The sequence below is a fragment of the Myxococcus faecalis genome, assembly GCF_050039385.1.
Taxonomy (GTDB): Bacteria; Myxococcota; Myxococcia; order Myxococcales; family Myxococcaceae; genus Myxococcus; species Myxococcus fulvus.
Genome location: NZ_CP144336.1, coordinates 1096033 through 1114210, shown reverse-complemented (window position 1 = coordinate 1114210; position 18178 = coordinate 1096033). Strand labels below are relative to the sequence as shown.

17 protein-coding genes and 1 pseudogene are annotated in these 18178 nt (G+C 68.3%); 6 read left to right on the top strand and 12 right to left on the bottom strand.

The window, feature by feature from the left end; all coding sequences use genetic code 11:
• Positions 1-60: 60 nt before the first annotated feature.
• The gene (gene fusA / locus VZQ01_RS04330) at positions 61-2175 is read right to left on the bottom strand and encodes an elongation factor G (RefSeq protein WP_223746562.1); all 2115 of its coding nucleotides are present in this window, start codon (positions 2173-2175) and stop codon (positions 61-63) included.
• Positions 2176-2388: 213 nt separating this feature from the next.
• Here fusA and VZQ01_RS04325 point away from each other — a divergent pair, with 213 nt between their 5' ends.
• Both VZQ01_RS04325 and VZQ01_RS04320 read left to right on the top strand, forming a co-directional pair.
• The gene (locus VZQ01_RS04325) at positions 2389-2751 is read left to right on the top strand and encodes a nuclear transport factor 2 family protein (protein ID WP_223783118.1); all 363 of its coding nucleotides are present in this window, start codon (positions 2389-2391) and stop codon (positions 2749-2751) included.
• A gap of 21 nt (positions 2752-2772) precedes the next feature.
• Positions 2773-3111, top strand: coding sequence for an encapsulin nanocompartment cargo ferric reductase EncD (locus VZQ01_RS04320; protein WP_223746564.1), 339 nt, complete (start codon positions 2773-2775; stop codon positions 3109-3111).
• A 6-nt stretch (positions 3112-3117) separates the two neighbouring features.
• On the opposite strand, the gene sthA is transcribed toward VZQ01_RS04320, so the two are convergent.
• From sthA to VZQ01_RS04300, 4 genes are all read right to left on the bottom strand, one after another.
• Positions 3118-4524, bottom strand: a complete 1407-nt coding sequence (gene sthA / locus VZQ01_RS04315; RefSeq protein WP_223746565.1) for a Si-specific NAD(P)(+) transhydrogenase — start codon at positions 4522-4524, stop codon at positions 3118-3120.
• A gap of 43 nt (positions 4525-4567) precedes the next feature.
• On the bottom strand, positions 4568-6364 hold the full coding sequence (locus VZQ01_RS04310; protein ID WP_426746958.1) for an alpha/beta hydrolase family protein: 1797 nt from the start codon (positions 6362-6364) through the stop codon (positions 4568-4570).
• Between the two features lie 80 nt (positions 6365-6444).
• Entirely contained in the window at positions 6445-8274 is a 1830-nt protein-coding gene (locus VZQ01_RS04305) for a right-handed parallel beta-helix repeat-containing protein (protein ID WP_426746957.1), read from the bottom strand.
• A gap of 48 nt (positions 8275-8322) precedes the next feature.
• Positions 8323-9123, bottom strand: coding sequence for a pseudouridine synthase (locus VZQ01_RS04300; protein WP_223746568.1), 801 nt, complete (start codon positions 9121-9123; stop codon positions 8323-8325).
• A 98-nt stretch (positions 9124-9221) separates the two neighbouring features.
• Between VZQ01_RS04300 and VZQ01_RS04295 the strand changes: the two genes are divergently transcribed.
• Positions 9222-10226, top strand: a complete 1005-nt coding sequence (locus VZQ01_RS04295) for an alpha/beta fold hydrolase (protein ID WP_426746956.1) — start codon at positions 9222-9224, stop codon at positions 10224-10226.
• 114 nt (positions 10227-10340) lie between these two features.
• On the top strand, positions 10341-10670 hold the full coding sequence (locus VZQ01_RS04290) for a YnfA family protein (protein WP_426746955.1): 330 nt from the start codon (positions 10341-10343) through the stop codon (positions 10668-10670).
• 167 nt (positions 10671-10837) lie between these two features.
• Here the strand turns inward: VZQ01_RS04290 and VZQ01_RS04285 are convergent.
• The 6 genes and pseudogenes from VZQ01_RS04285 to VZQ01_RS04260 all read right to left on the bottom strand — a co-directional run.
• Positions 10838-11038 (bottom strand): annotated as a pseudogene (locus VZQ01_RS04285) (hypothetical protein); the annotation flags it as partial.
• Between the two features lie 44 nt (positions 11039-11082).
• Positions 11083-12269 (bottom strand): IS3 family transposase gene (locus VZQ01_RS04280; RefSeq protein ID WP_426746270.1). Its coding sequence is split into 2 segments (ribosomal slippage): positions 11083-11987 and positions 11987-12269, totalling 1188 coding nucleotides; the frame shifts between segments, so codons are not numbered across the junction.
• A 15-nt stretch (positions 12270-12284) separates the two neighbouring features.
• On the bottom strand, positions 12285-12899 hold the full coding sequence (locus tag VZQ01_RS04275; RefSeq protein ID WP_426746954.1) for a response regulator: 615 nt from the start codon (positions 12897-12899) through the stop codon (positions 12285-12287).
• On the bottom strand, positions 12896-13810 hold the full coding sequence (locus tag VZQ01_RS04270) for an ATP-binding protein (RefSeq protein ID WP_426746953.1): 915 nt from the start codon (positions 13808-13810) through the stop codon (positions 12896-12898). The genes VZQ01_RS04275 and VZQ01_RS04270 overlap by 4 nt, the downstream gene beginning before the upstream one ends.
• Before the next feature lie 101 nt (positions 13811-13911).
• Positions 13912-14717, bottom strand: a protein-coding gene (locus tag VZQ01_RS04265) for an IS5 family transposase (protein ID WP_426746952.1) whose coding sequence is annotated in 2 segments (ribosomal slippage) — positions 13912-14378 and positions 14378-14717 — 807 coding nt in all. Because the reading frame shifts where the segments join, the coding sequence is not laid out codon by codon here.
• A gap of 32 nt (positions 14718-14749) precedes the next feature.
• A complete protein-coding gene (locus tag VZQ01_RS04260) occupies positions 14750-15400 on the bottom strand; it encodes a hypothetical protein (RefSeq protein ID WP_426746951.1) in 651 nt (216 codons plus the stop codon).
• A gap of 480 nt (positions 15401-15880) precedes the next feature.
• Between VZQ01_RS04260 and VZQ01_RS04255 the strand changes: the two genes are divergently transcribed.
• Both VZQ01_RS04255 and VZQ01_RS04250 read left to right on the top strand, forming a co-directional pair.
• On the top strand, positions 15881-16864 hold the full coding sequence (locus VZQ01_RS04255; RefSeq protein WP_426746950.1) for a DUF1028 domain-containing protein: 984 nt from the start codon (positions 15881-15883) through the stop codon (positions 16862-16864).
• A gap of 116 nt (positions 16865-16980) precedes the next feature.
• A complete protein-coding gene (locus VZQ01_RS04250; protein ID WP_426746949.1) occupies positions 16981-17223 on the top strand; it encodes a hypothetical protein in 243 nt (80 codons plus the stop codon).
• On the opposite strand, the gene VZQ01_RS04245 is transcribed toward VZQ01_RS04250, so the two are convergent.
• Complete coding sequence (locus tag VZQ01_RS04245) at positions 17220-17933, bottom strand: RNA methyltransferase (RefSeq protein WP_141330634.1); 714 nt, start codon at positions 17931-17933, stop codon at positions 17220-17222. The two genes, VZQ01_RS04250 and VZQ01_RS04245, sit on opposite strands and share 4 nt — an antisense overlap.
• Positions 17934-18178 lie beyond the last annotated feature (245 nt).

Sequence of the window (18178 nt, the reverse complement as noted above, 5' to 3'; positions counted from 1 at the left end):
AGGCGCCCCTCACTGAAGAGGAGCGCCTTCCTTACAACCTGGACGCCTGGGAGGCGCGGACTACTTGCGCGCCGCCTGCTCGGCCGCGAGCTTCTCCTTGTACGCGGCCATCAGGGCCTCGGACTCGTTGCGCGGCACCGGCGTGTACTTGGCGAACTCCATCGTGAACTCGCCCTTGCCCTGCGTCGCGGAGCGAAGGTCCGTGGAGTAGCCGAACATCGTGTTCAGCGGAACCTCGGCCACCGCCGTCACGTAGCCCTCGGCGGTCTCCGTGGAGAGGATGGTGCCGCGGCGCTGGTTGAGCTGGCCGACGACGGAGCCCTGGAAGTCCTCGGGCGCCGTGACCTCCACCTTCATCATCGGCTCGAGGATGATGGGCTTGGCGGCGGCGTAGCCCTCGCGGAAGCCCATGATGGCGGCCGTCTTGAACGCCATTTCGGACGAGTCGACCGCGTGGAACGCGCCGTCGTTGATGACCACGCGCACCCCGACGACGGGGAAGCCGATGAGGCTGCCCTTCTTGACGGCCTCGGCGAAGCCCTTGTCGCACGCGGGGATGAACTCGCGCGGAATCGAGCCACCGACGATGTCATCCACGAACTCGTACTGCTGCACCGCGTCCGAGGGCAGGGGCTCGATGTAGCCGCACACGCGCGCGAACTGACCGGAACCACCGGTCTGCTTCTTGTGCGTGTAGGCGAACTCGCCCTTCTGGCTGATGGTCTCGCGGTACGCCACCTGCGGCTTACCGGCCTTCACCTCGCACTGGTACTCGCGCTTCATGCGCTCGATGTAGATCTCCAGGTGCAGCTCACCCATGCCGCGGATGATGGTCTGCCCGGACTCCTCATCGCGGTGCACGCGGAAGGTGGGGTCTTCCTTCGTGAAGCGGTTGAGCGCCTTGGAGAAGTTCTGCAGCGCCGAGCGGTCCTTGGGCTCCACGGCGAGCGAAATCACCGCGTCCGGGACGTGCATGGACGTCATCGTGTAGTTCACCGAGCCGTCGGTGAACGTGTCGCCGGAGGCGCACTCGATGCCGAACAGCGCGACGATGTCGCCGGCCGTCGCGTCGTTGATGTCGTTCATCTGGCTGGAGTGCATGCGCACGATGCGCGGCACCTTGACCTTCTTCTGGTTCACCTGGTTGACGATGAAGTCGCCCTTGGTGACGCGGCCCTGGTAGACGCGCATGTACGTCAGCTGCCCGTAGCGGCCGTCCTCCAGCTTGAACGCCAGACCGACGAAGGGCTTCTCCGGGTCCGACTCGAGGATGACCTCCGCCTCGTTGTTCTTCTGGTCCAGCGCCTTGTTGGTCGCCTCCTTGGGGTTCGGGAGGAAGTTACACACGGCGTTGAGCAGCAGCTGCACGCCCTTGTTCTTGTAGGCGGAGCCACACATCACGGGCGTCATCTTCAGGCCGATGGTGGCCCGGCGGACGGCGGCGATGATGGCGTCGTTCGGGATGGCGGCGTCCGACAGGAACAGCTCGCCCAGCTGGTCGTCGACCTCGGCCACGCCCTCGATCATCTGCTGGCGGCGCTCCTTCGCGTCCTCCAGCATGTTCGCGGGGATCTCCTCCTCGCGGATCTTCTCGCCGTTCTCACCGTCGAAGTAGAACGCCTTCATCTGGATGAGGTCGATCAGACCCTCGAAGCGGTCCTCGCCGCCGATGGGCATCTGCAGCTTGACGGGGTGGTGCGACAGCTTCTCCTTCAGCTGCGCGGCCACGCGGTCATAGTTCGCGCCGGCGCGGTCCATCTTGTTGACGAACGCGATGCGCGGAACGCGGTAGCGCTTCATCTGCCGGTCGACCGTGATCGACTGCGACTGCACGCCGGACACCGAGCAGAGCACCAGGATGGCGCCGTCCAGCACGCGCAGGGAGCGCTCCACCTCGATGGTGAAGTCCACGTGTCCCGGCGTGTCGATGAGGTTGATGTTGAAGTCGCCCCACATCGCGTACGTCGCGGCCGACTGGATGGTGATGCCCTTCTCACGCTCCAGGTCCATCGAGTCCATGATCGCGCCCACGCCGTCCTTGCCGCGGACCTCGTGGATCTCATGGATCTTGCCCGTATAGAACAGGATGCGCTCGGAGAGCGTCGTCTTGCCCGAGTCGATGTGGGCGGAGATACCGATGTTACGAATCTTCTCGATGGGTGCGTTGGCGGCCACGATCCGGTCCTTCTTTTCTTGAATGTGCCTGACGGAACAGAGCAGGCGGGGCCCTTACTTCCCACGGGACTTGGTTTCCAGCCAAATCCGCATGACGGTGGAGTCCAATACTCCTACCTTGTCCTACAATCTGGGCCCTACCTTATATAAGAGGCGGCTTGGACTCTCGCTGTCGAGAGACTGTCACCGAATTCTTCCGAGGGTTTCTGAACCATGAGCGCGAGCGAAAACTTCTCCGTGGCCCGGGCCTGGCTGGCCGCCTTCAACGCGCATGACGTGGAGGGGCTGGTGGCGCTGTACGCCGAGGCCTGCACGCACACCTCGCCCAAGATCAGGGTCCTGCACCCGGAGACGGGCGGGAAGCTGGTGGGCCGGCCGGCCCTGGCGAAGTGGTGGCGGGAGGCCATCGCCCGGCTGCCTGGCCTGCGCTACGAGGAGACGGCGCTGACGGCGGACGGCGAGCGCGTCTTCATGGAGTACCTGCGGCACGCGCCCGGCGAGGAGCCCATGCCGGTGGCGGAGGTGCTGGAGGTGAAGGGTGGACGCATCGTCGCCTCGCGCGTGTACCACGGCTGAAGACCGGGATAGGGTGCCCCCATGGCGACGAACCCCAGCGCCTTCGACAAGGACTTCGGCTACCTGCTCCCGTTCCTGGACAAGGTGGCCGCCGCGGCGGCGGGCCTCGAGGACCCCCAGGCCCGCGAGGAGCTGACGCGACTGATGGCGGAGGAGAAGGTCCGCTGGGAGCGCGCGCGGGAGCTGCTGCGCGGCGCCAGCGGCAAGGGCGGCGGGCGCTCCGCCGCGGGCGAGTCCCCCGAGTCCTCGCTGGCCCGGGCCTCGGCGGATGACGTCCACCGCGCGGCGCCGGGCCCGTCGGGGCTCACCGTGGGCAGCCTGAAGGGGGCTGGCGCGGCGCCGAAGTCCCAGCGCCGCTGAGCGCGCTCAGACGAGGCCGCGCTTGAGGCGGTCCATCGCGTCGAAGGTGGCCGACTTGTAGGCCTCCGACAGCGTCGGGTAGTTGAAGCACGTCTCCAGGAAGAGCCGCGCGGTGGAGCCGGTGAGCATGGCCACCAGGCCGATGTGCACCAGCTCCGAGGCCTGCTCGCCGAGCACGTGCACGCCCAGCAGCTTGAGGCTCTCGCGGTGGAAGAGCAGCTTCAGGAGGCCGTGCGTCTCGCCGATGATCTGCCCGCGCGGGTTGGTGGCGAAGCGCGCGCGGCCGGCCACGTAGGGGATGCCCTTGGCGCGCAGGCCCTCCTCCGTCTCGCCCGCCGTGGAGACCTCGGGGATGGTGTAGATGCCGTAGGGCAGCACGGTGGCGATGGCCAGGGGGCCCCCCAGGCAGAAGGCGTGCTCCACCGCGACGCGCGCCTGGTCCATGGAGGTGGAGGCCAGGGCGGGGAAGCCGATGACGTCTCCCACCGCGTAGATGTGCGGCACCGCGGTCTGGAAGCCCGGGCCCACCTCCACCTGTCCCCGGGAGCCCAGCTTCACGCCCAGCTCGGAGAGCCCCAGGCCGTCCGTGTTCGCCGAGCGGCCCGAGGCCACCAGCACCTGGTCCGCGGAGACCTCTTCACCCGAGGACAGCGTCAGGCGGATGGGGACCTCGCACGCGGCGGGCACGTCCACCTTCTCCACCGTCTGGCCGAAGCGCAGGCGGATGCCGAGCGCCTCCATGCGCTGGGCGAGCAGCGCGGAGAACTCGTCGTCGAGGAAGGACAGGAGCTCCTGCTTCACCTCCACCAGCGTCACGGGGATGCCGAGCGCGGCGAACATGCACGCGTACTCACAGCCGATGACGCCGCCGCCCACCACGACGAGGGATTTGGGCAGCTGGCCGATCTCCAGCACCTCGTCCGAGTCGTGCACGCGCACGTCGCCGAAGGGGTACAGCGGAGGCCGGTAGGGCTTGGAGCCGGTTGCGACGAGGATGAAGGCGCCCGTGAGGCGCACGTCGTCGGCGCCCGCGCGGCGCACCACGACGGTGTGCTCGTCCAGGAGCGTGCCGTTGCCCTGGAACACCTGGATGCCGTGGCGCTCCAGGTTGTGGGCGATGCGCTCGCGCTCCATGCCCTTCACGCGGCGCTCGCGGTAGAGGAAGTCGGAGACGGTGGCCTCGTGGCGCAGCGTCGTCTCCACGCTGTAGAGGCCTCGCGCCTTGAGGCCGGACAGGTGCAGCGACGTCTCGCGCAGCGTCTTGGACGGCAGCGTCCCGGTGTTGGCCGCGGTTCCACCCAGCACGGGCTCACGCTCCACCACCGCCACGCGCTTGCCCGCCAGCGCCGCCTGCACCGCCCCCCACTCACCGGCCGGGCCGGAGCCAATCACCACCAGGTCGAAGTCCCTCATAGGACCCCAAACTACGCGACCCCACGCACCCTTTGAAGCGAACTCACCGTGTCAGGTGCTCCTCGAGGAAGAGGGCGGTCTGCCGCATCAGCTCCCGAGCGCTCTCGACGTCGTCCGTGAGCTCGAAGCCGTGGTGGCCCTCGGGCAGCGCCAGCAGTGTGAGGGGCGCACCTCGCGTCCGGGCCTCCTTCACGAAGTCATCGAGCGCGGCGTTGAGCGCCGGCGCATCCTGGCCCGCGCGCAGCACGAGCAGGGGCGGCACCTTCTTCGCGTGGGTGGCCTTCAGGGCAGAGAGCGGCGAGGGGCTCACGCCCGGAGCGTCGAGCAAGGGGTACCACGCCACCGCGCAGCGCAGCCAGGCGGGAGGCTCCTTGCGCAGCGCGGGCGACAGGCCCCAGAGCCCGCCCGCGGACATTGTCATCAGGCAGACGCGGCTCGCGTCGAGCTTCTCGGTGGTGGCCTGCTTGCGCACGAAGGCCAGCGCCGAGTCGAGGCGCTTCTGGAGGTCCGCGACGCGCGTGTACCACTGGGCGGGCTCCGCGCCGGTGGCCGGTGAGCCGAGCTCCACCAGCGCCACCGCGTAGCCGTGCGCGGCCACCCAGCGCGCCTGTCCGGCGAAGGCGGGCAGGTCCCTCACGAAGGGCGTGAGGCCCGGGTGCATCATCCCGTGGGCCAGCACGACCACGGGGACGGGGCCCTGGGAGATGGCATCCGGGATGTAGAGGTCCAGCTTGTAGTCGCGGTTGCCCATGCGCGTGTACGTCAGTCCCCGGCGCACCTGGACCTCCTCCATGCCGGGGATGGTGAGGACGGGGCGGGCCTTGGCCCACTCGGGCACCGGCGTGTCCAGGGACGCGGGCAGCGCGGGCGCAAAGAACATGGGCGGGCCGTAGGAGGGCACCTCGCCGAAGCCCAGGTGCATGCGCAGCCACTGGGCGCGGTCCCTTCGCGCGGCGTCACCCAGCTCATGCGCGCCTTCGTAGAACCGGGCGAGCTTGGGCTCGGTGCCCGCGTCGATGAAGGCGCGGACCTGCTCGGGCGTGACCCACGGGTCCGAGCGGCCGTACTGGAAGAGCAGGGCGCGGGGACTCGCGGCGCCGACACCGACCACGCCGTCGAGGGCCGCCATCTTCCGGGCGAACACGGCGAAGTCCTGCTCGGACATCGCGTCGGCGAGCTTCTTCTCGTTCTCGCGCTCCAGCGTGAGGATGCTCTTGGAGTAGTCGCCCACGCCGTTCATCAGCACGAAGGCGCGCACGCGAGTTTCGACGCCGGCCAGCGCTCCACCCACCATGGCGCCCATGCTGTGGCCCACGAAGCCGAGCCGGTTCGCGTCGACCTCGGGACGGCTGACGAGCAGGTCCACGCCGCGCCGCATGTCGAGCAGCGTCTGGAGGTGCGTGGGGTACAGCGCCGCGCCCCGGAGCGAGCCGCGCCAGGGCTCGGGCCGCACGTGCGGCGCATCGACGAGCAGCGACACCACGCCGGAGCGCGCGAGGGAGAGCGCCTCGTCGAGGAACTCGTTCTTCGAGCCCTGACCCCAGTGCAGGAACACGAGCCCCGCGAAGGGACCTGGGCCCGGTGGGGTGACGAGGAAGGCGGGGACGCGTCCGCCCTTGGGGCTGGCATAGGTCAGCTCCGTCACCGTGACGTCTCCGCGCTTCTGCTCGCGGACCTTCTTCACGTCGAGCGGCGCGGTGGCGTCATGCTTCGTCACCTCGCGCAGCTCGGCGAGCAGCGTGGCCGGCTCCGGCACGGGCGCGGCCGCGACGGGGAGCGTGATGAAGAGGGCCAGCAGGAGGACGCGCTGACACCACGACGAGGGGCGAGACCCGGACATGGAACGCCTCGACTGTGAGAGGGCCCCGTGAAGGGTGGGGCCCTCGCGAGTCTGAGCGCTCCTGGCGCGAGCGCAAGTCCTCAGGGGCGTGGGCCGTAGGTGGGGATGGGGGCGCCGACCTCGAGGGCGCCGAGGTCCGGGGCCGAGCCGGAGTAGCCGTCCGTGATGTTCTCGAGCGGCGTGCCGGCGTTCTCCACGGTGGAGCCCGCGCGAGGACGCAGGTCGGGCGCGGCATAAAGCGTCATGGGGGACGCGGGGTAGGCGACCGTCGCCGCGAAGACCCCGAGGTCCACCTGGACGGCGTGCTTCTCGGTGGTTTTTGCGCGCAGGTCGTTCAGGGAGGTGATGCGCGTGCCGCCCCAGTTGGCGTTGAAGGTGCCGGAGGTGGAGCCATAGCCATCGTGGTCCAGGTCGGCGTTCGCCGTGGTGAGCGAGGGGAGGTGGAGGACGCTGCCCTGGGCGCTGCCGCTGCTGTAGCCGTTGAAAGTTCCTCCGGGCCCGCCGATGAACAGGTTGTTGCGAGCGTGGAGCCGGGCCACGGGTGTGGTCGCGGTGATGCCGAAGCCGTCACCGTGCTTCACCACGGTGTTGTGCAGGAGCACGTCGCCCGAGCTGCCCCGGTAGAGTTTGAAGGCGATGTGCACCGCGTTGTAGACGGCGTTGCGGACGAAGTACGTCGGCCCGCCCAGGCTCGGCTGGGACGACAGCGCGATGAAGTTGTTGGTGAGGCGGTTGCCGACGATGCGGCAGTTGTGGGCGCAGAAGTCCGCCTCGACGCCGTCGTCCGCGTTGCCGATGAGGTCGTTGTCGAGCACGTCGATGCTGTACTGGTCCACCGCGGCGTCGTCCTCCATGAAGGAGATGCCGTCGCGGAAGCCGGTGACGCGGTTGTTCTGGATGACGTGTCCAGGCCCCGTGACGCAGATGCCCTCGCCCTGGTTGTTGCCATTGACGCCGAGCGAGGACTCCGCCCACGGGGTGATGCCAGTCACGACGTTGTCGGCGATGTACGCGTTCTCCGCGCGCAGGAAGGTGACGACCGCATCGCCGCCGTTCGCGGAGGTGGCGTTGATGGTGGAGCGGGTGAGGGAGAAGTTCTTCGTCCCGTTGAAGCGCAGGCGGCCGTTGATGGTGAGCCGGTCGAAGTGCACGTGGTTCTGATGGAACAGGTTGACGGGGCCGTTGATGACGGTGCCCGACGTGCCTCGCAGGACGATGGGCTTGCCCTCCGTGCCGCTGCGCGACCAGTCGAAGCCGCTGTACGTCCCGCTGCCGAGCTCGAGCAGGTCTCCGGGCTGGGCGCTCGCGGCGACGCTGGCGAAGGTGGCGGGCGTCACGGCCTTGACGGGAGCGTTCGCCATGGGCGCCGGGACCGCGCGCGTGGTGGCTGTCGCGGTGTGCACGGCGCCGCCGCCGTCCGGGTCGGCGAGCGTGAGCTCCAACTCGTACTGCGTCGCGGGCTGGAGCCCGAAGATGCTGCCGGAGTGTCGCTGGGCCCAGGAGAAGCCCTCGTTGCTCCCTGCGGGGATGCGGCGCAGGGGCAGGGCCTTGCGCCAGGTGCTGGAGCCCGCGGGACGGAAGCGCACGGTGACGGTGCCGTTGGCGTTGGCGTCGCCGGTGAAGGCCCACTCCACCGTCAGGTGTTGCAGCGTCGGGAAGGGGAGGGTGACGGCGCCGGGGACGGTGGCGTCGGGGCCTCCGCTCGGGCCTCCATCCGGGGAGGTACTCGTGCCGCCGTCCTCTTCGGGTGTGCCGCTGTCGGGTGCGCCAGCGTCCGGGGTGGGCACGGAGCCGTCGGGGGGATGCGTCCCCGCGTCGGCTCGGGTGTCGTCGTGACCGCTGTCACCGCAGGCCACGCTGAGCAGCAGCGCGGCGGCACCACACCACGTCCGGAGGATGCGAGGGCTCATGCGCGGATTGTGCGCCGAGGGGCAGACATCCCGCGAGCTCGGGCGTGTCTATTCTGGTGACTCGGTACGTCCCGTGTAGCGCAGGCCCTCGCGGACCTCGTCATCGGTGAGGAGCCGGAAGGTGCCCTCGGGGATGTCGAGCTCGATGCCGCCCACGGCTTCCCGGTGGAGGGCGCGCACGGGGAGGCCGACGACGCCGAGCATCCGCTTCACCTGGTGGTGACGGCCCTCGGTGAGGGTGACCTCCACGGTCTTCTCGTCGCGCACGCGGACGGTGGCGGGGCGGGCGGGGCCGTCGTCGAGGACCATGCCCTTGCGGAGCGGCTCCACGCGCTCGTCATCCGCGGTGCTGAAGACGGTGGCCACGTAGCGCTTGGGCAGGTGCGTGTCCGGTGACGTGGCGTGGGCGACGAGCTTGTCGTCATTGGTGAAGAGCAGCAGGCCCGTGGAGTCCACGTCGAGCCGGCCCACCGCGTGCCACGTGTAGCCGGCGAGCTCGGGAGGGAGCTGTCGGAGGAGGATTTCGAACACGGTGCCGGTGCGGTGCTGCGACACGGTGGAGGACAGCACGCCCGCGGGCTTGTGGAACGCGAGCACCCGGGTGGCGGGGGCGGACAGCGGGACGACTCTTCCGTCGACGCGCACGGTGGCGCCGGGGGGGACGGGGGTGAGGGCCATCTTGGCGACGCGGCCGTTGATGGTGACGCGTCCGGCGGTGATGGCGTCCTCGGCCTCCTTCTGGGGGAACACGCCCGCGCGTGCGAGGGCGCGAGACAGCCAGTCCGGCTTCTCCTTGCCCTCCCATCGTTGGTGCTGCGGGGGCTTGGTCTTGTCGGGCTTGCGCGGCATGGGCTTCCAGAGGGGACGATGGAGTCGGGCGTCATATCATCGTCACCTGGAGCGCGTGGCGCCTCCGTGACGCCGTTGGCCCGCGTAGAGTCGGGGACATGACCGCTCGTGCCGGGAATCCGTCTGTCGGGGATGAATCACGGATGCATCCGTTGGATGCGTTCATGGCCGCCCTGGCCAGTCGTCGGCTGTTCTGTGATGGCTGGGGGGATGAGGAGACCTTCGCGGGGGCTCCGTTGTCGGGGCGGCTCGCGGCGACGGTGTTGCCGCTGGAGGTCCGCTGGGGCGCGGAGCAGGCGGCGGGGCGTCGAAGGTTCCGGGATGGGGCGTTCGATTCGCCGTGGGTGGCGTTGCCGTCAGAGGTGCGGTTGGGCTCGGTGCGATGGATGACGTCCGAGCGGGGGCGGGGGCGCGACGCGTGTGTGGTGCTCGCGGCGTCGCGGGACGAGGGGTTCCGGCTGCGGAGCTGGTTGTTCGCGCCGTTGGTGGAGGAGGGGGTGGATTTGTTCCTGCTGGAGAACCCCTATTACGGGACGCGGCGGGCGCTGGGGCAGAAGGGGCCGCACATCCGCACGGTGAGCGAGCAGCTCCAGATGAACATCGCGTCCATCGAGGAGGCGAGGGCGCTGGTGGCTCATGCGCGGCGCGAGGGCTACGAGCGCGTCGCGGTCGCGGGCTACAGCATGGGTGGGTACATGGCGGCGTTGACGGCGGCGACGATTCCGGAGCCGGTGGGCGTCGCGGCGCTCGCGGCGGGGGCCTCGCCGGCGCCGGTGTTCACGAAGGGCGTGCACTCGCGCTCCATCGACTTCAGGAGGCTGGCGGGCTCGCCGGACGACACGGAGGCGAGGGCGCGGCTCGCGACCATCCTGGATGCGGCGAGCGCGCGCCTGTTGCCGCCGCCCGTGAAGCCGAGCGCCGCCGTCATCCTGGCTTGCGCGAGGGATGCCTTCGTTCCCTTGGCGGAAGCACGCGCGCTCCATGCGCACTGGCCTGGAAGTGAGCTGCGCATCGTGGACGCGGGACACATCTCCGCGGTGATTACGTCGGGTGCCGCGCTCCGGGGCGCCATCCGGGACGCGGTGCATCGCTCGGGGGTGTGAGCTGGCGAGGAACGCTCCTCTCGCGCATGCGTCCACGCTGGATATTGGGGACAACGGCGGCTCAGCTCGGGGGCGTGGTAGGTGTCCCGGGCCTTCCTTCAGGGACTCTTCCTCATGCCGTTTGCACATGCACTCGGACTCTTCATCCTGACGGCGCTGGCCGAGATTGTGGGCTGCTATCTGCCCTATCTCTGGCTGCGGCAGGGGCGCTCCGTGTGGTGGCTGGTCCCCGCGGCCGCGAACCTCGCGCTCTTCGCGTGGCTGCTGACGCTGCATCCGACAGGCGCCGCGCGGACCTACGCCGCCTATGGAGGCGTCTACATCGCCGTGGCGCTCGCGTGGCTCTGGCTCGTCGAGGGGGAGCGGCCCACCCCATGGGATGTTGTGGGCGCGCTCGTCGCCATCGCTGGCATGGCCATCATCATCCTGGCCCCTCGACGTTGAGGGGCAGGGTGGCGCGCTTCGTTGGCTCAGGTGTCCCGGGTGCTGGCCATGAGCGCGCGGGTGTGTAGATCCTTGAGCTTCGCGTTGCGGTCCCGGGTTTCCACCAGCTCGCCAAGCTGCGCCGCGTCGAGTGTCACGATGAGCGCATCGTCCTCGCGTGACGCCGCGAGCCGGGTCTTGAACCCATCGGTGAAGCCGCCGATGGCGATGAAGAACCCCAGCTTGCAACGGCCGAAGCGGCGCTTGATGTCGAGGCGGAAGGAGTCGAGCTCGGTCGGGCCGACGGGCTTCGCCCAGTGCTTGCACTCCCCCAGGAAGTACTGGGACTGGGACTGCTGCCAGAACGGATCCGCCGAGTCGTTGGGGATGAGGATGTCGATCTGAGCTTGCCCCGGCTCCGTGGACAGCGTGGTTATGCTGCCTGAGCTATCGATGAGGCCGTCCGCTCATACTCCACCGGGCTCACGTAGCCCAGCGAGGAGTGGCGGCGCTGCCGGTTGTAGAAGACCTCGATGTATTCGAAGAGCGCGGAGCGGGCCTGGTCGCGCGTCGCGAAGTCCGCATCGTGGACGAGTTCCATCTTCAAGGTGCTGAAGAAGCTCTCGGCCACGGCGTTGTCCCAGCAATTGCCCTTGCGGCTCATGCTGCACTCGATGCCACGGGAGGCCAGTGCCTGCTGGTAGTCCTCGCTGGCGTACTGGCTACCACGGTCCGAGTGGTGCAGCAGCCCTCGCGGAGGCTGGCGGCCCTTGAGCGCCATATCGAGCGCGCCCAGAACCAGGTGGCGGTCGATGAACTCGCTCATGGCCCAGCCGACGACTCGGCGCGAGAAGAGGTCGAGCACCACGGCCAGGAAGAGCCAGCCCTGCCTCGTCCAGACGTAGGTGATGTCCGTCACCCAGGTGCAGTTGGGCTGGTCGGCAGAGAAGTTCCGCGCGAGCACGTTGGGCGCCACCGGCTGGCAGTGGCGTGAGTCCGTGGTGCACACGAAGCGACGCTTCTTGCGCGCGGCCAGTCCCTGCTGGCACATGAGGCGCGCGACGCGTTTGCGGCTGACGTACCGGCCTGCGGCTCGCAGCTCCGCGTGCACCCGGGGGCTGCCGTAGGTGCCGCGGCTCTTCTGGTGCACGGCCGCCACCTCCGCCGCCAAGGCCCGGTTCGCCTTCTGCCGCTCGGACTCCGGTCGCTTCTGCCACGCGTAGTAGCCCGAGCGGGCCACCCCCAGCTGCTGACACATCAGCTCGATGGGGAAGTGGGCCTTCTGCGCTTCGATGAGCTCGAACTTCACTTCGAGCCCTCCTTCGCGAAGAAGGCCGCTGCTTTTTTTAGGAAGTCACGCTCCATCTGCAACTGGCGGTTCTCCTTACGCAGCCGCGCCAGTTCCTCACGCTCGGCTGTCGTCAGCGCTCCCGCCTTGCCCTGGCCCCGGTCCGCCCGGGCTCGCTCCACCCAGGTGCGAAGGGCCGTCTCGGTGAGGTCCAGGTCTCGCGCCACCTGGCCCACCGTCTTGCCCTCCTCCAGCACCAGCCGGACAGCCTCCACCTTGAACTCGGCGGTGAAACTGCGGCGCTTCCTTCTCTGCTTCGTATCCGTGGACATCCTTGGTCCCCTTCATCACATCTCGGGTGTCCACGGAACTGGGGCAGACTCAATCTGCTCGTCTAGGCTCTTGCGGTTCGTCTCCGTGCGCTCGAAGCCGGGAATCGACTTGAAGAGCAGGGCCACGAGGTCCTCGAGTTGTTGCCCCTTCCGGTGAGGGTCTGCCTCGGTCTGGACGCTTCGCCAGAGTTCCCGGATGGCCTCTTCTCGCTTCCCATTGGCGAGGGCGGCCATGCGTCGCTCGCGGGCGCCTTCCAGGGCATTGCGCACCTTGATCTTGAGGATGGCCTCCAGGTACGCGTTCTTCTCCAGGTAGTCGTAGGCGCCACTGGAGAAGGCGCGCTCGACGGACTCCGCGTCCGCGACGCCCGTGACGAGGATGACCTTGGCGCTGGGGGCTCGCGCCTGGATGTCGCGCATGAGGTCCAGGCCCGTATCCGGGCCCGAGCGCCCCTGGAGCTTCCGGTCGAGGAGGACGAGGTCCCAGCCTCGCTCGTCGAGCTTGACGAGCGCGGACTTCGCGTCCTCGACGGTGACGACGGTGTGCCCCTCCGTGTCCAGGATGGTCCTGTACGTGTCGAGGAAATCCGGCGAGTCGTCGACGATGAGGATTCTTCCGGACGGTTTCATAGGGGCTCCGCGCCAGTGACGGGGATGCGGACGATGAAGCGTGCCCCACCAAGTGGCGACGCGTCACAGGCAACCAGCCCCTTCATCTCCTTTTCGAACACCTCGCGCACGAGAGCAAGGCCCAGTCCGCTGCCCCCGGGGCGGAGGGAGACTCCCTCATCGAAGATGGCCCGTCGCATGTGTTCCGGGACACCAGGGCCGTTGTCCTCGACGGTGATGCGGATGGCCTTTGCCGCGTCGACGGTTTCGGCGTGGACCTGGATGACCGCTGCGCCCTTGAGCGTGGCCTGGGTCGCGTTTCGTAGGATGTTCGTGAGCGCCATCACCATTCGTGCGCGATGCCCGGAGACTGGGGGGAGGGATGGGCTCAACGAAGCGTTGAAGCCATAGCCGGTCTCCTGTTCGAGACTGGTGAGGACATCTCGAATCGCAGTCAGTGGTTCAAAGGGCTGGACTGGTGTTGCCGCGAGATTCGAGAGGTCCACCAGTTGTTCGATGAATCGAAACGTTGCGTCCATCCCGCGGTCGATGCGGTCGCGTCTTCGGGCGAGAACTTCGCTCGGTGCTCCGACCAGAAGCTCGCGATACATAGCATTCAGCGCCGTCTTGACGGGGACCAATGTATTGCGAACCTCATGTGCAACCATTCGTGCTTGGCGAGCTGTTGCTTCTGCTGCGGTGCTTGTTCGGACGCTGCTTGTGGTGAGGGTCCGGTTCGAACCCTCCATCCATTCTATCGATAGAGATGAAATGTCGGCAACGAGTGAGTTGGCAAGAACGGATAAGGGAGTCTCAATGTTCTTGGTGATTTCGTTTAGAAGTTTGTGGCCGGATGGGCCTACATGGATGATTATTCGGTTGGGCTCAAGCGTGTCTACGGTCAGTAGTCCGAACTCGCTGAGGCGATACAATGTCCTCCAGTCGAAGTGAAAGTACGGATCATCCAGCTCAAAAAATAGCTCTACGTCCGAAAGCTCAAGGAGTCCTTCCGCTGCTTTGGGACTAAGAGGTCCTAACAAAACCGGACCAGCGACCGTAACAGCATGAGGTCGCAAGCGAGCAGGAGGAACGCTTCGTGAATGTCGGCTCGTCGCTCATCTCGCATGCGAAGGCGGCGGAACCGGTGGAGGATGGCCAAGCGCTGCTCTACCACCCAGCGGTAGCGCCCCAGCCGCTCGGAGGAGTCGATTCCGGGCCGAGCAATACGAGGAATGATGCCGCGCTCACGCAGGCCTCGGCGATTCGCTGTCGACGCGTAGCCCTTGTCGCCGTGCACCTTGGTCGGCCGTCGTCGAGGCCGGCCTCGGCGCCCACGTATGGGCGGCACCGCGTCGACCAGGGGAAGCAATTCGCGCACATCGGGACGATTGGCCGCGGTCAGGCGCACCGCGAGCGGACGGCCTCGGCGGTCGACGAGAAGATGATGCTTGCTACCCGCCTTCGCTCGGTCCGTCGGGTTGGGCCCCGTTGCAGCCCCCTTTTGAGGGCGCGCACGCTGGAGGAGTCGGCAGAGGCACGGCGCAGGTCGAGGCGTCCTTTCCGGCGCAATTCGGCTAGCAGTTCCCTCTGGAGCGCCTGCCATACTCCTGCCTGGTACCAGTCGCGCAGCCGGCGCCAGCACGTCATGCCGCTGACACCGAACACCTCGCGAGGCAGTTGCTCCCACTGGATACCCGTCGTCAGCACGAAGATGATGCCGCGCAAGCACGCTCTATCGTCTGCTGGAGGACGTCCACCCTTGGGCTTGGGCGGGCGGGCAGGAATCAGCGGCTGGATGCGTCGCCAGAAAGCGTCCGGGACCAGTTCGCGGCGGGGCATGCCTGGAAGGTGGGCACGCTCCCGCCAAGTGGCTAGGTTTTGTTAGGACCTCTAAGCCTCCACGGATCTCGAACTCCCTGGGACTGAATGGTCTCAATCAGAGTGAGCCAGCGGACAGCTTCGAACCCTTTTAACTCAAGATAGACCTGCCCGATCTGTGTCAGGGATGTGGTGTTCTCTGTTACGCGGACCGCGCGTATCTGCTCCGCGTACGCAGGGACGTCGAGTTCGAGGTGTCGATACGCATCGTTGAATACTCGCGAAGATGCGACTTTGGCGAGTCGATCGAGTTCGAGCGTGCGGACTTTACTCTGTAGCTCGGAGGAAAGCCCCACTTGGCGTTCTATGGCAACGCCAATGAGCGCCTCGGTTTGCTGTGCTGAAAACCCTCTGGCAAAGCTCTCTGTGAGGAGTCGCTCCAGTTGCTGGGAAAACCGGACGACCGCATCTCGCTTTAGCCACTTGTCGTGGAGCCAGGCGAGACGCGAATGAGGGCCAAATCCAAATGGAGCCTCAATGGGGTTCCGTGGTTCGGATTCTTTGCTTTCGAGTTTCTCGAGAGCATGTAGCAACTGGTTCCTTGCCCAGGCTGGCTCAACTCGCGAGGGTCCGATGGTTTGGCCTCGAGCAACTGGGTTCTCAGTTTGCCGAAGATATGTCGTGAGTTGCTCCAAGAACTGCATCTCACACAGCCCCCGCGTAGGAGCGCGGGAGCATAGGAACCCTTGGCTGCGCGGCCAAGCGTCGTGACATGGCGCGCGCTTAGATGTTCCACGGAGCCTCGGTCGGAACTACCCGACGAAGAGAACACCCTCCTTGCTACCTCCGCGGAGCCGGGTCCTCGCCCTCGGCGCTCCCAGGTGTCTTCCCGGGCTCCTCCTGAGGCATCCGGCGCTCCTCCTCGAGCCCACCCCCCTCCGCCGACTTGGGCGTACGTCCCGGTGCCTCCTCCTCGGGAGCGCTCCGCCGCCGGCCATTCTGTCCCGGCTCCTCGTCACCAACCTCCATCGACTCATAAGGCATGTGGTCCATGCTGCGTCCTCCTCTCGCGGGTTCAGGACTTCCTCGAAGGTAAGGCCACCGTCGCGCCCCATGCCGCGTCGGGCCTTGCGGTCGCACGCCCCCTCGCTCAGCCTGCGCCCCTCCTCCGTGGGAGTCCCCGCATGTCCCGACTCGCCCTCTGCCTCGCGCTCCTGTCCCTCCACACAGCGGCCGCCGAGCCCCCCGCCGTGCCGCGCCGCCCCGTGAACACCTACTCCATCGTCGCCCGGGACCCGGCGACAGGAGACCTGGGCGTCGCCGTGCAATCCCACTGGTTCTCCGTGGGCGCCACCGTCCCCTGGGCCGAGGCCGGCGTGGGCGCCGTCGCCACCCAGTCCTTCGTCGACCCGTCCTACGGCCGTCTCGGCCTGGACCTCATGCGCGCGGGCCGCTCGGCCCCTGATGCGCTCAGGGGCCTGCTCGCCGCCGACTCCGCCAGCCAGGTGCGCCAGGTCGCCATGGTGGATGCCCAGGGCCGCGTCTCCGCGCACACGGGCTCGAGCTGCATCGCCGCCGCCGGACACCTCGTGGGCGAGGGCTTCTCCGTCCAGGCCAACATGATGCAGAAGGACACCGTCTGGCCCGCCATGGCCAAGGCCTATCGCGCCTCCAAGGGCGACCTCGCCGAGCGCATGCTCGCCGCGCTCGAGGCCGCCGAAACCCAGGGCGGAGACCTCCGCGGCAAGCAATCCGCCGCCCTCATCATCGTCTCCGCGAAGCCCTCGGGTCGCCCCTGGATGGACCGGCGCTTCGACCTGCGCGTCGACGACCACCCCGAGCCCCTCAAGGAGCTCCGCCGCCTCGTCACCCTCCAGCGCGCCTACAACTTCATGAACGAAGGTGACCTCGCCCTGGAGCACAAGGACACCGACGCCGCCCTCGCCGCGTACTCCTCCGCGGAGAAGCTCGCGCCGGGCAACGCGGAGATGACCTTCTGGCACGCCATCTCCCTCGTGGGCGTGGGCCGCGTGGACCAGGCCCTACCGCTGCTCCAGCGCGCCTACGCCGCCGACCCGCGCTGGCGCGAGCTCCTCACCCGCCTGCCCGCCGCCGGCCTGCTCCCCGATGACCCCAAGCTCCTCGCGCGCTTGAAGAACGCGAAGTAGCCCCGCGCCCACCGAGCAGGGACCCGAGCGGTGGGCACGCCACCTCGCGGACCCGGCGAGCCCCATGGCTTGTAGCGGCCCGCGAGGATGGAGAGGTTACCTGGACGAGGATGCCCATGAGTGACGCCCAGGCTCCACTTGCCGCATTGACCGTCCCGCTCTTCGCGCTGGCGCAGGTGCCGCAGGAGGTGTCCGTCTCTCCCGAGGGCGCCACGGGACACAGCTACTGGTACTGGGTGGCGCTGCTCGTGCTGGCCGCGGCCGTGTTCGCGTGGGTCGCCGTGGCGCTCGCCCGCAAGCGCAAGACGCCGCCCCCCAGGTCCCCGCGCGCCACCCCTCGCTACCGCCGCTCCGTCTAGCCTCGCTTGCGCAGCGTGTGCAGCGCGGCCAGCCACAGCCGCGCCTCCTTGCGCGTCAGCCGTGAGCGCCGCAGCGGCGCGAACAGGTCCCGCAGGCCCGTGCGCCCCGGCTGCTCGTCGATGAGGAACCCGCCCGACTTCAGCACGCCCTCCAACGTCGACTCCACCTGCGCCAGCTCCGTGTCCGTCGCCGCCACCGGCAGGGGTCCGGGCGGCGGGGCGTGCGCCTCCAGCGTGGCCACGCGGACCTCGTAGGCATACAGCAGCACCGCCTGCGCCAGGTTGATGGAGGGCTGCTCCGGCGCGGTGGGCACCGCGGACAGGTCATGACACCGCTCCACCTCCGCGTTGGTGAGCCCGCTGCGCTCATCCCCGAAGACCACGGCCACCGTGCCCTGCGTCGAGCGCGACACCCACTCCTCCGCCACCGCGCGCGGGGCCAGGCGCCGCTTGCCCTCCACCTTGCGGGAGCTCGTCCCCACCACCCACACGCAGTCGGAGATGGCCTCCTCCAGCGTGTCCGCGCGACGCGCGCCGTCGAGAACGTCCTCGGCATGGACCGCCAGCCGGCGCGCGGGCGTCAAATCCTCCACCTCGGGCGTCACCCAGACCCAATCCGACAGGCCGCAGTTCTTCAGCGCCCGAGCAGCGGCACCCAGGTTCTCCGCGTTGCGCGGACGCATCAGGACGAAACGGACGGGCAGCACCATGCCGGACCACCATACCCGCTTCCCTGGGGGCGTTGACCCCGATGCGTGGCCCTCCTATAGCGTGGCGCCATCGACCGCTGGGTGCGTGCTCGGAGGCCACCGGGAGTGTGGCTCCGCGTACACCCTGTGGGCCCGAGGACGCGTGGGGGACGCGTGCGGGCCGTGGGCGTTCGACCGCACTCCCCAAGCTTCCTGGCGTGTGCGCCGTCGGCACGTCGCATGAAGAACAGCAGGCACCTTCCGGA

What these genes read in the sequence shown, in the direction of transcription:
- VZQ01_RS04325 (WP_223783118.1), top strand. Translation starts at nt 2,389, where the DNA reads ATGAGCGCGAGCGAAAACTTCTCCGTGGCCCGGGCCTGGCTGGCCGCC.
- VZQ01_RS04320 (WP_223746564.1), top strand. Translation starts at nt 2,773, where the DNA reads ATGGCGACGAACCCCAGCGCCTTCGACAAGGACTTCGGCTACCTGCTC.
- sthA (WP_223746565.1), bottom strand. Translation starts at nt 4,524, where the DNA reads ATGAGGGACTTCGACCTGGTGGTGATTGGCTCCGGCCCGGCCGGTGAG.
- VZQ01_RS04310 (WP_426746958.1), bottom strand. Translation starts at nt 6,364, where the DNA reads ATGTCCGGGTCTCGCCCCTCGTCGTGGTGTCAGCGCGTCCTCCTGCTG.
- VZQ01_RS04305 (WP_426746957.1), bottom strand. Translation starts at nt 8,274, where the DNA reads ATGAGCCCTCGCATCCTCCGGACGTGGTGTGGTGCCGCCGCGCTGCTG.
- VZQ01_RS04300 (WP_223746568.1), bottom strand. Translation starts at nt 9,123, where the DNA reads ATGCCGCGCAAGCCCGACAAGACCAAGCCCCCGCAGCACCAACGATGG.
- VZQ01_RS04295 (WP_426746956.1), top strand. Translation starts at nt 9,222, where the DNA reads ATGACCGCTCGTGCCGGGAATCCGTCTGTCGGGGATGAATCACGGATG.
- VZQ01_RS04290 (WP_426746955.1), top strand. Translation starts at nt 10,341, where the DNA reads ATGCCGTTTGCACATGCACTCGGACTCTTCATCCTGACGGCGCTGGCC.
- VZQ01_RS04275 (WP_426746954.1), bottom strand. Translation starts at nt 12,899, where the DNA reads ATGAAACCGTCCGGAAGAATCCTCATCGTCGACGACTCGCCGGATTTC.
- VZQ01_RS04260 (WP_426746951.1), bottom strand. Translation starts at nt 15,400, where the DNA reads ATGCAGTTCTTGGAGCAACTCACGACATATCTTCGGCAAACTGAGAAC.
- VZQ01_RS04255 (WP_426746950.1), top strand. Translation starts at nt 15,881, where the DNA reads ATGTCCCGACTCGCCCTCTGCCTCGCGCTCCTGTCCCTCCACACAGCG.
- VZQ01_RS04250 (WP_426746949.1), top strand. Translation starts at nt 16,981, where the DNA reads ATGAGTGACGCCCAGGCTCCACTTGCCGCATTGACCGTCCCGCTCTTC.
- VZQ01_RS04245 (WP_141330634.1), bottom strand. Translation starts at nt 17,933, where the DNA reads ATGGTGCTGCCCGTCCGTTTCGTCCTGATGCGTCCGCGCAACGCGGAG.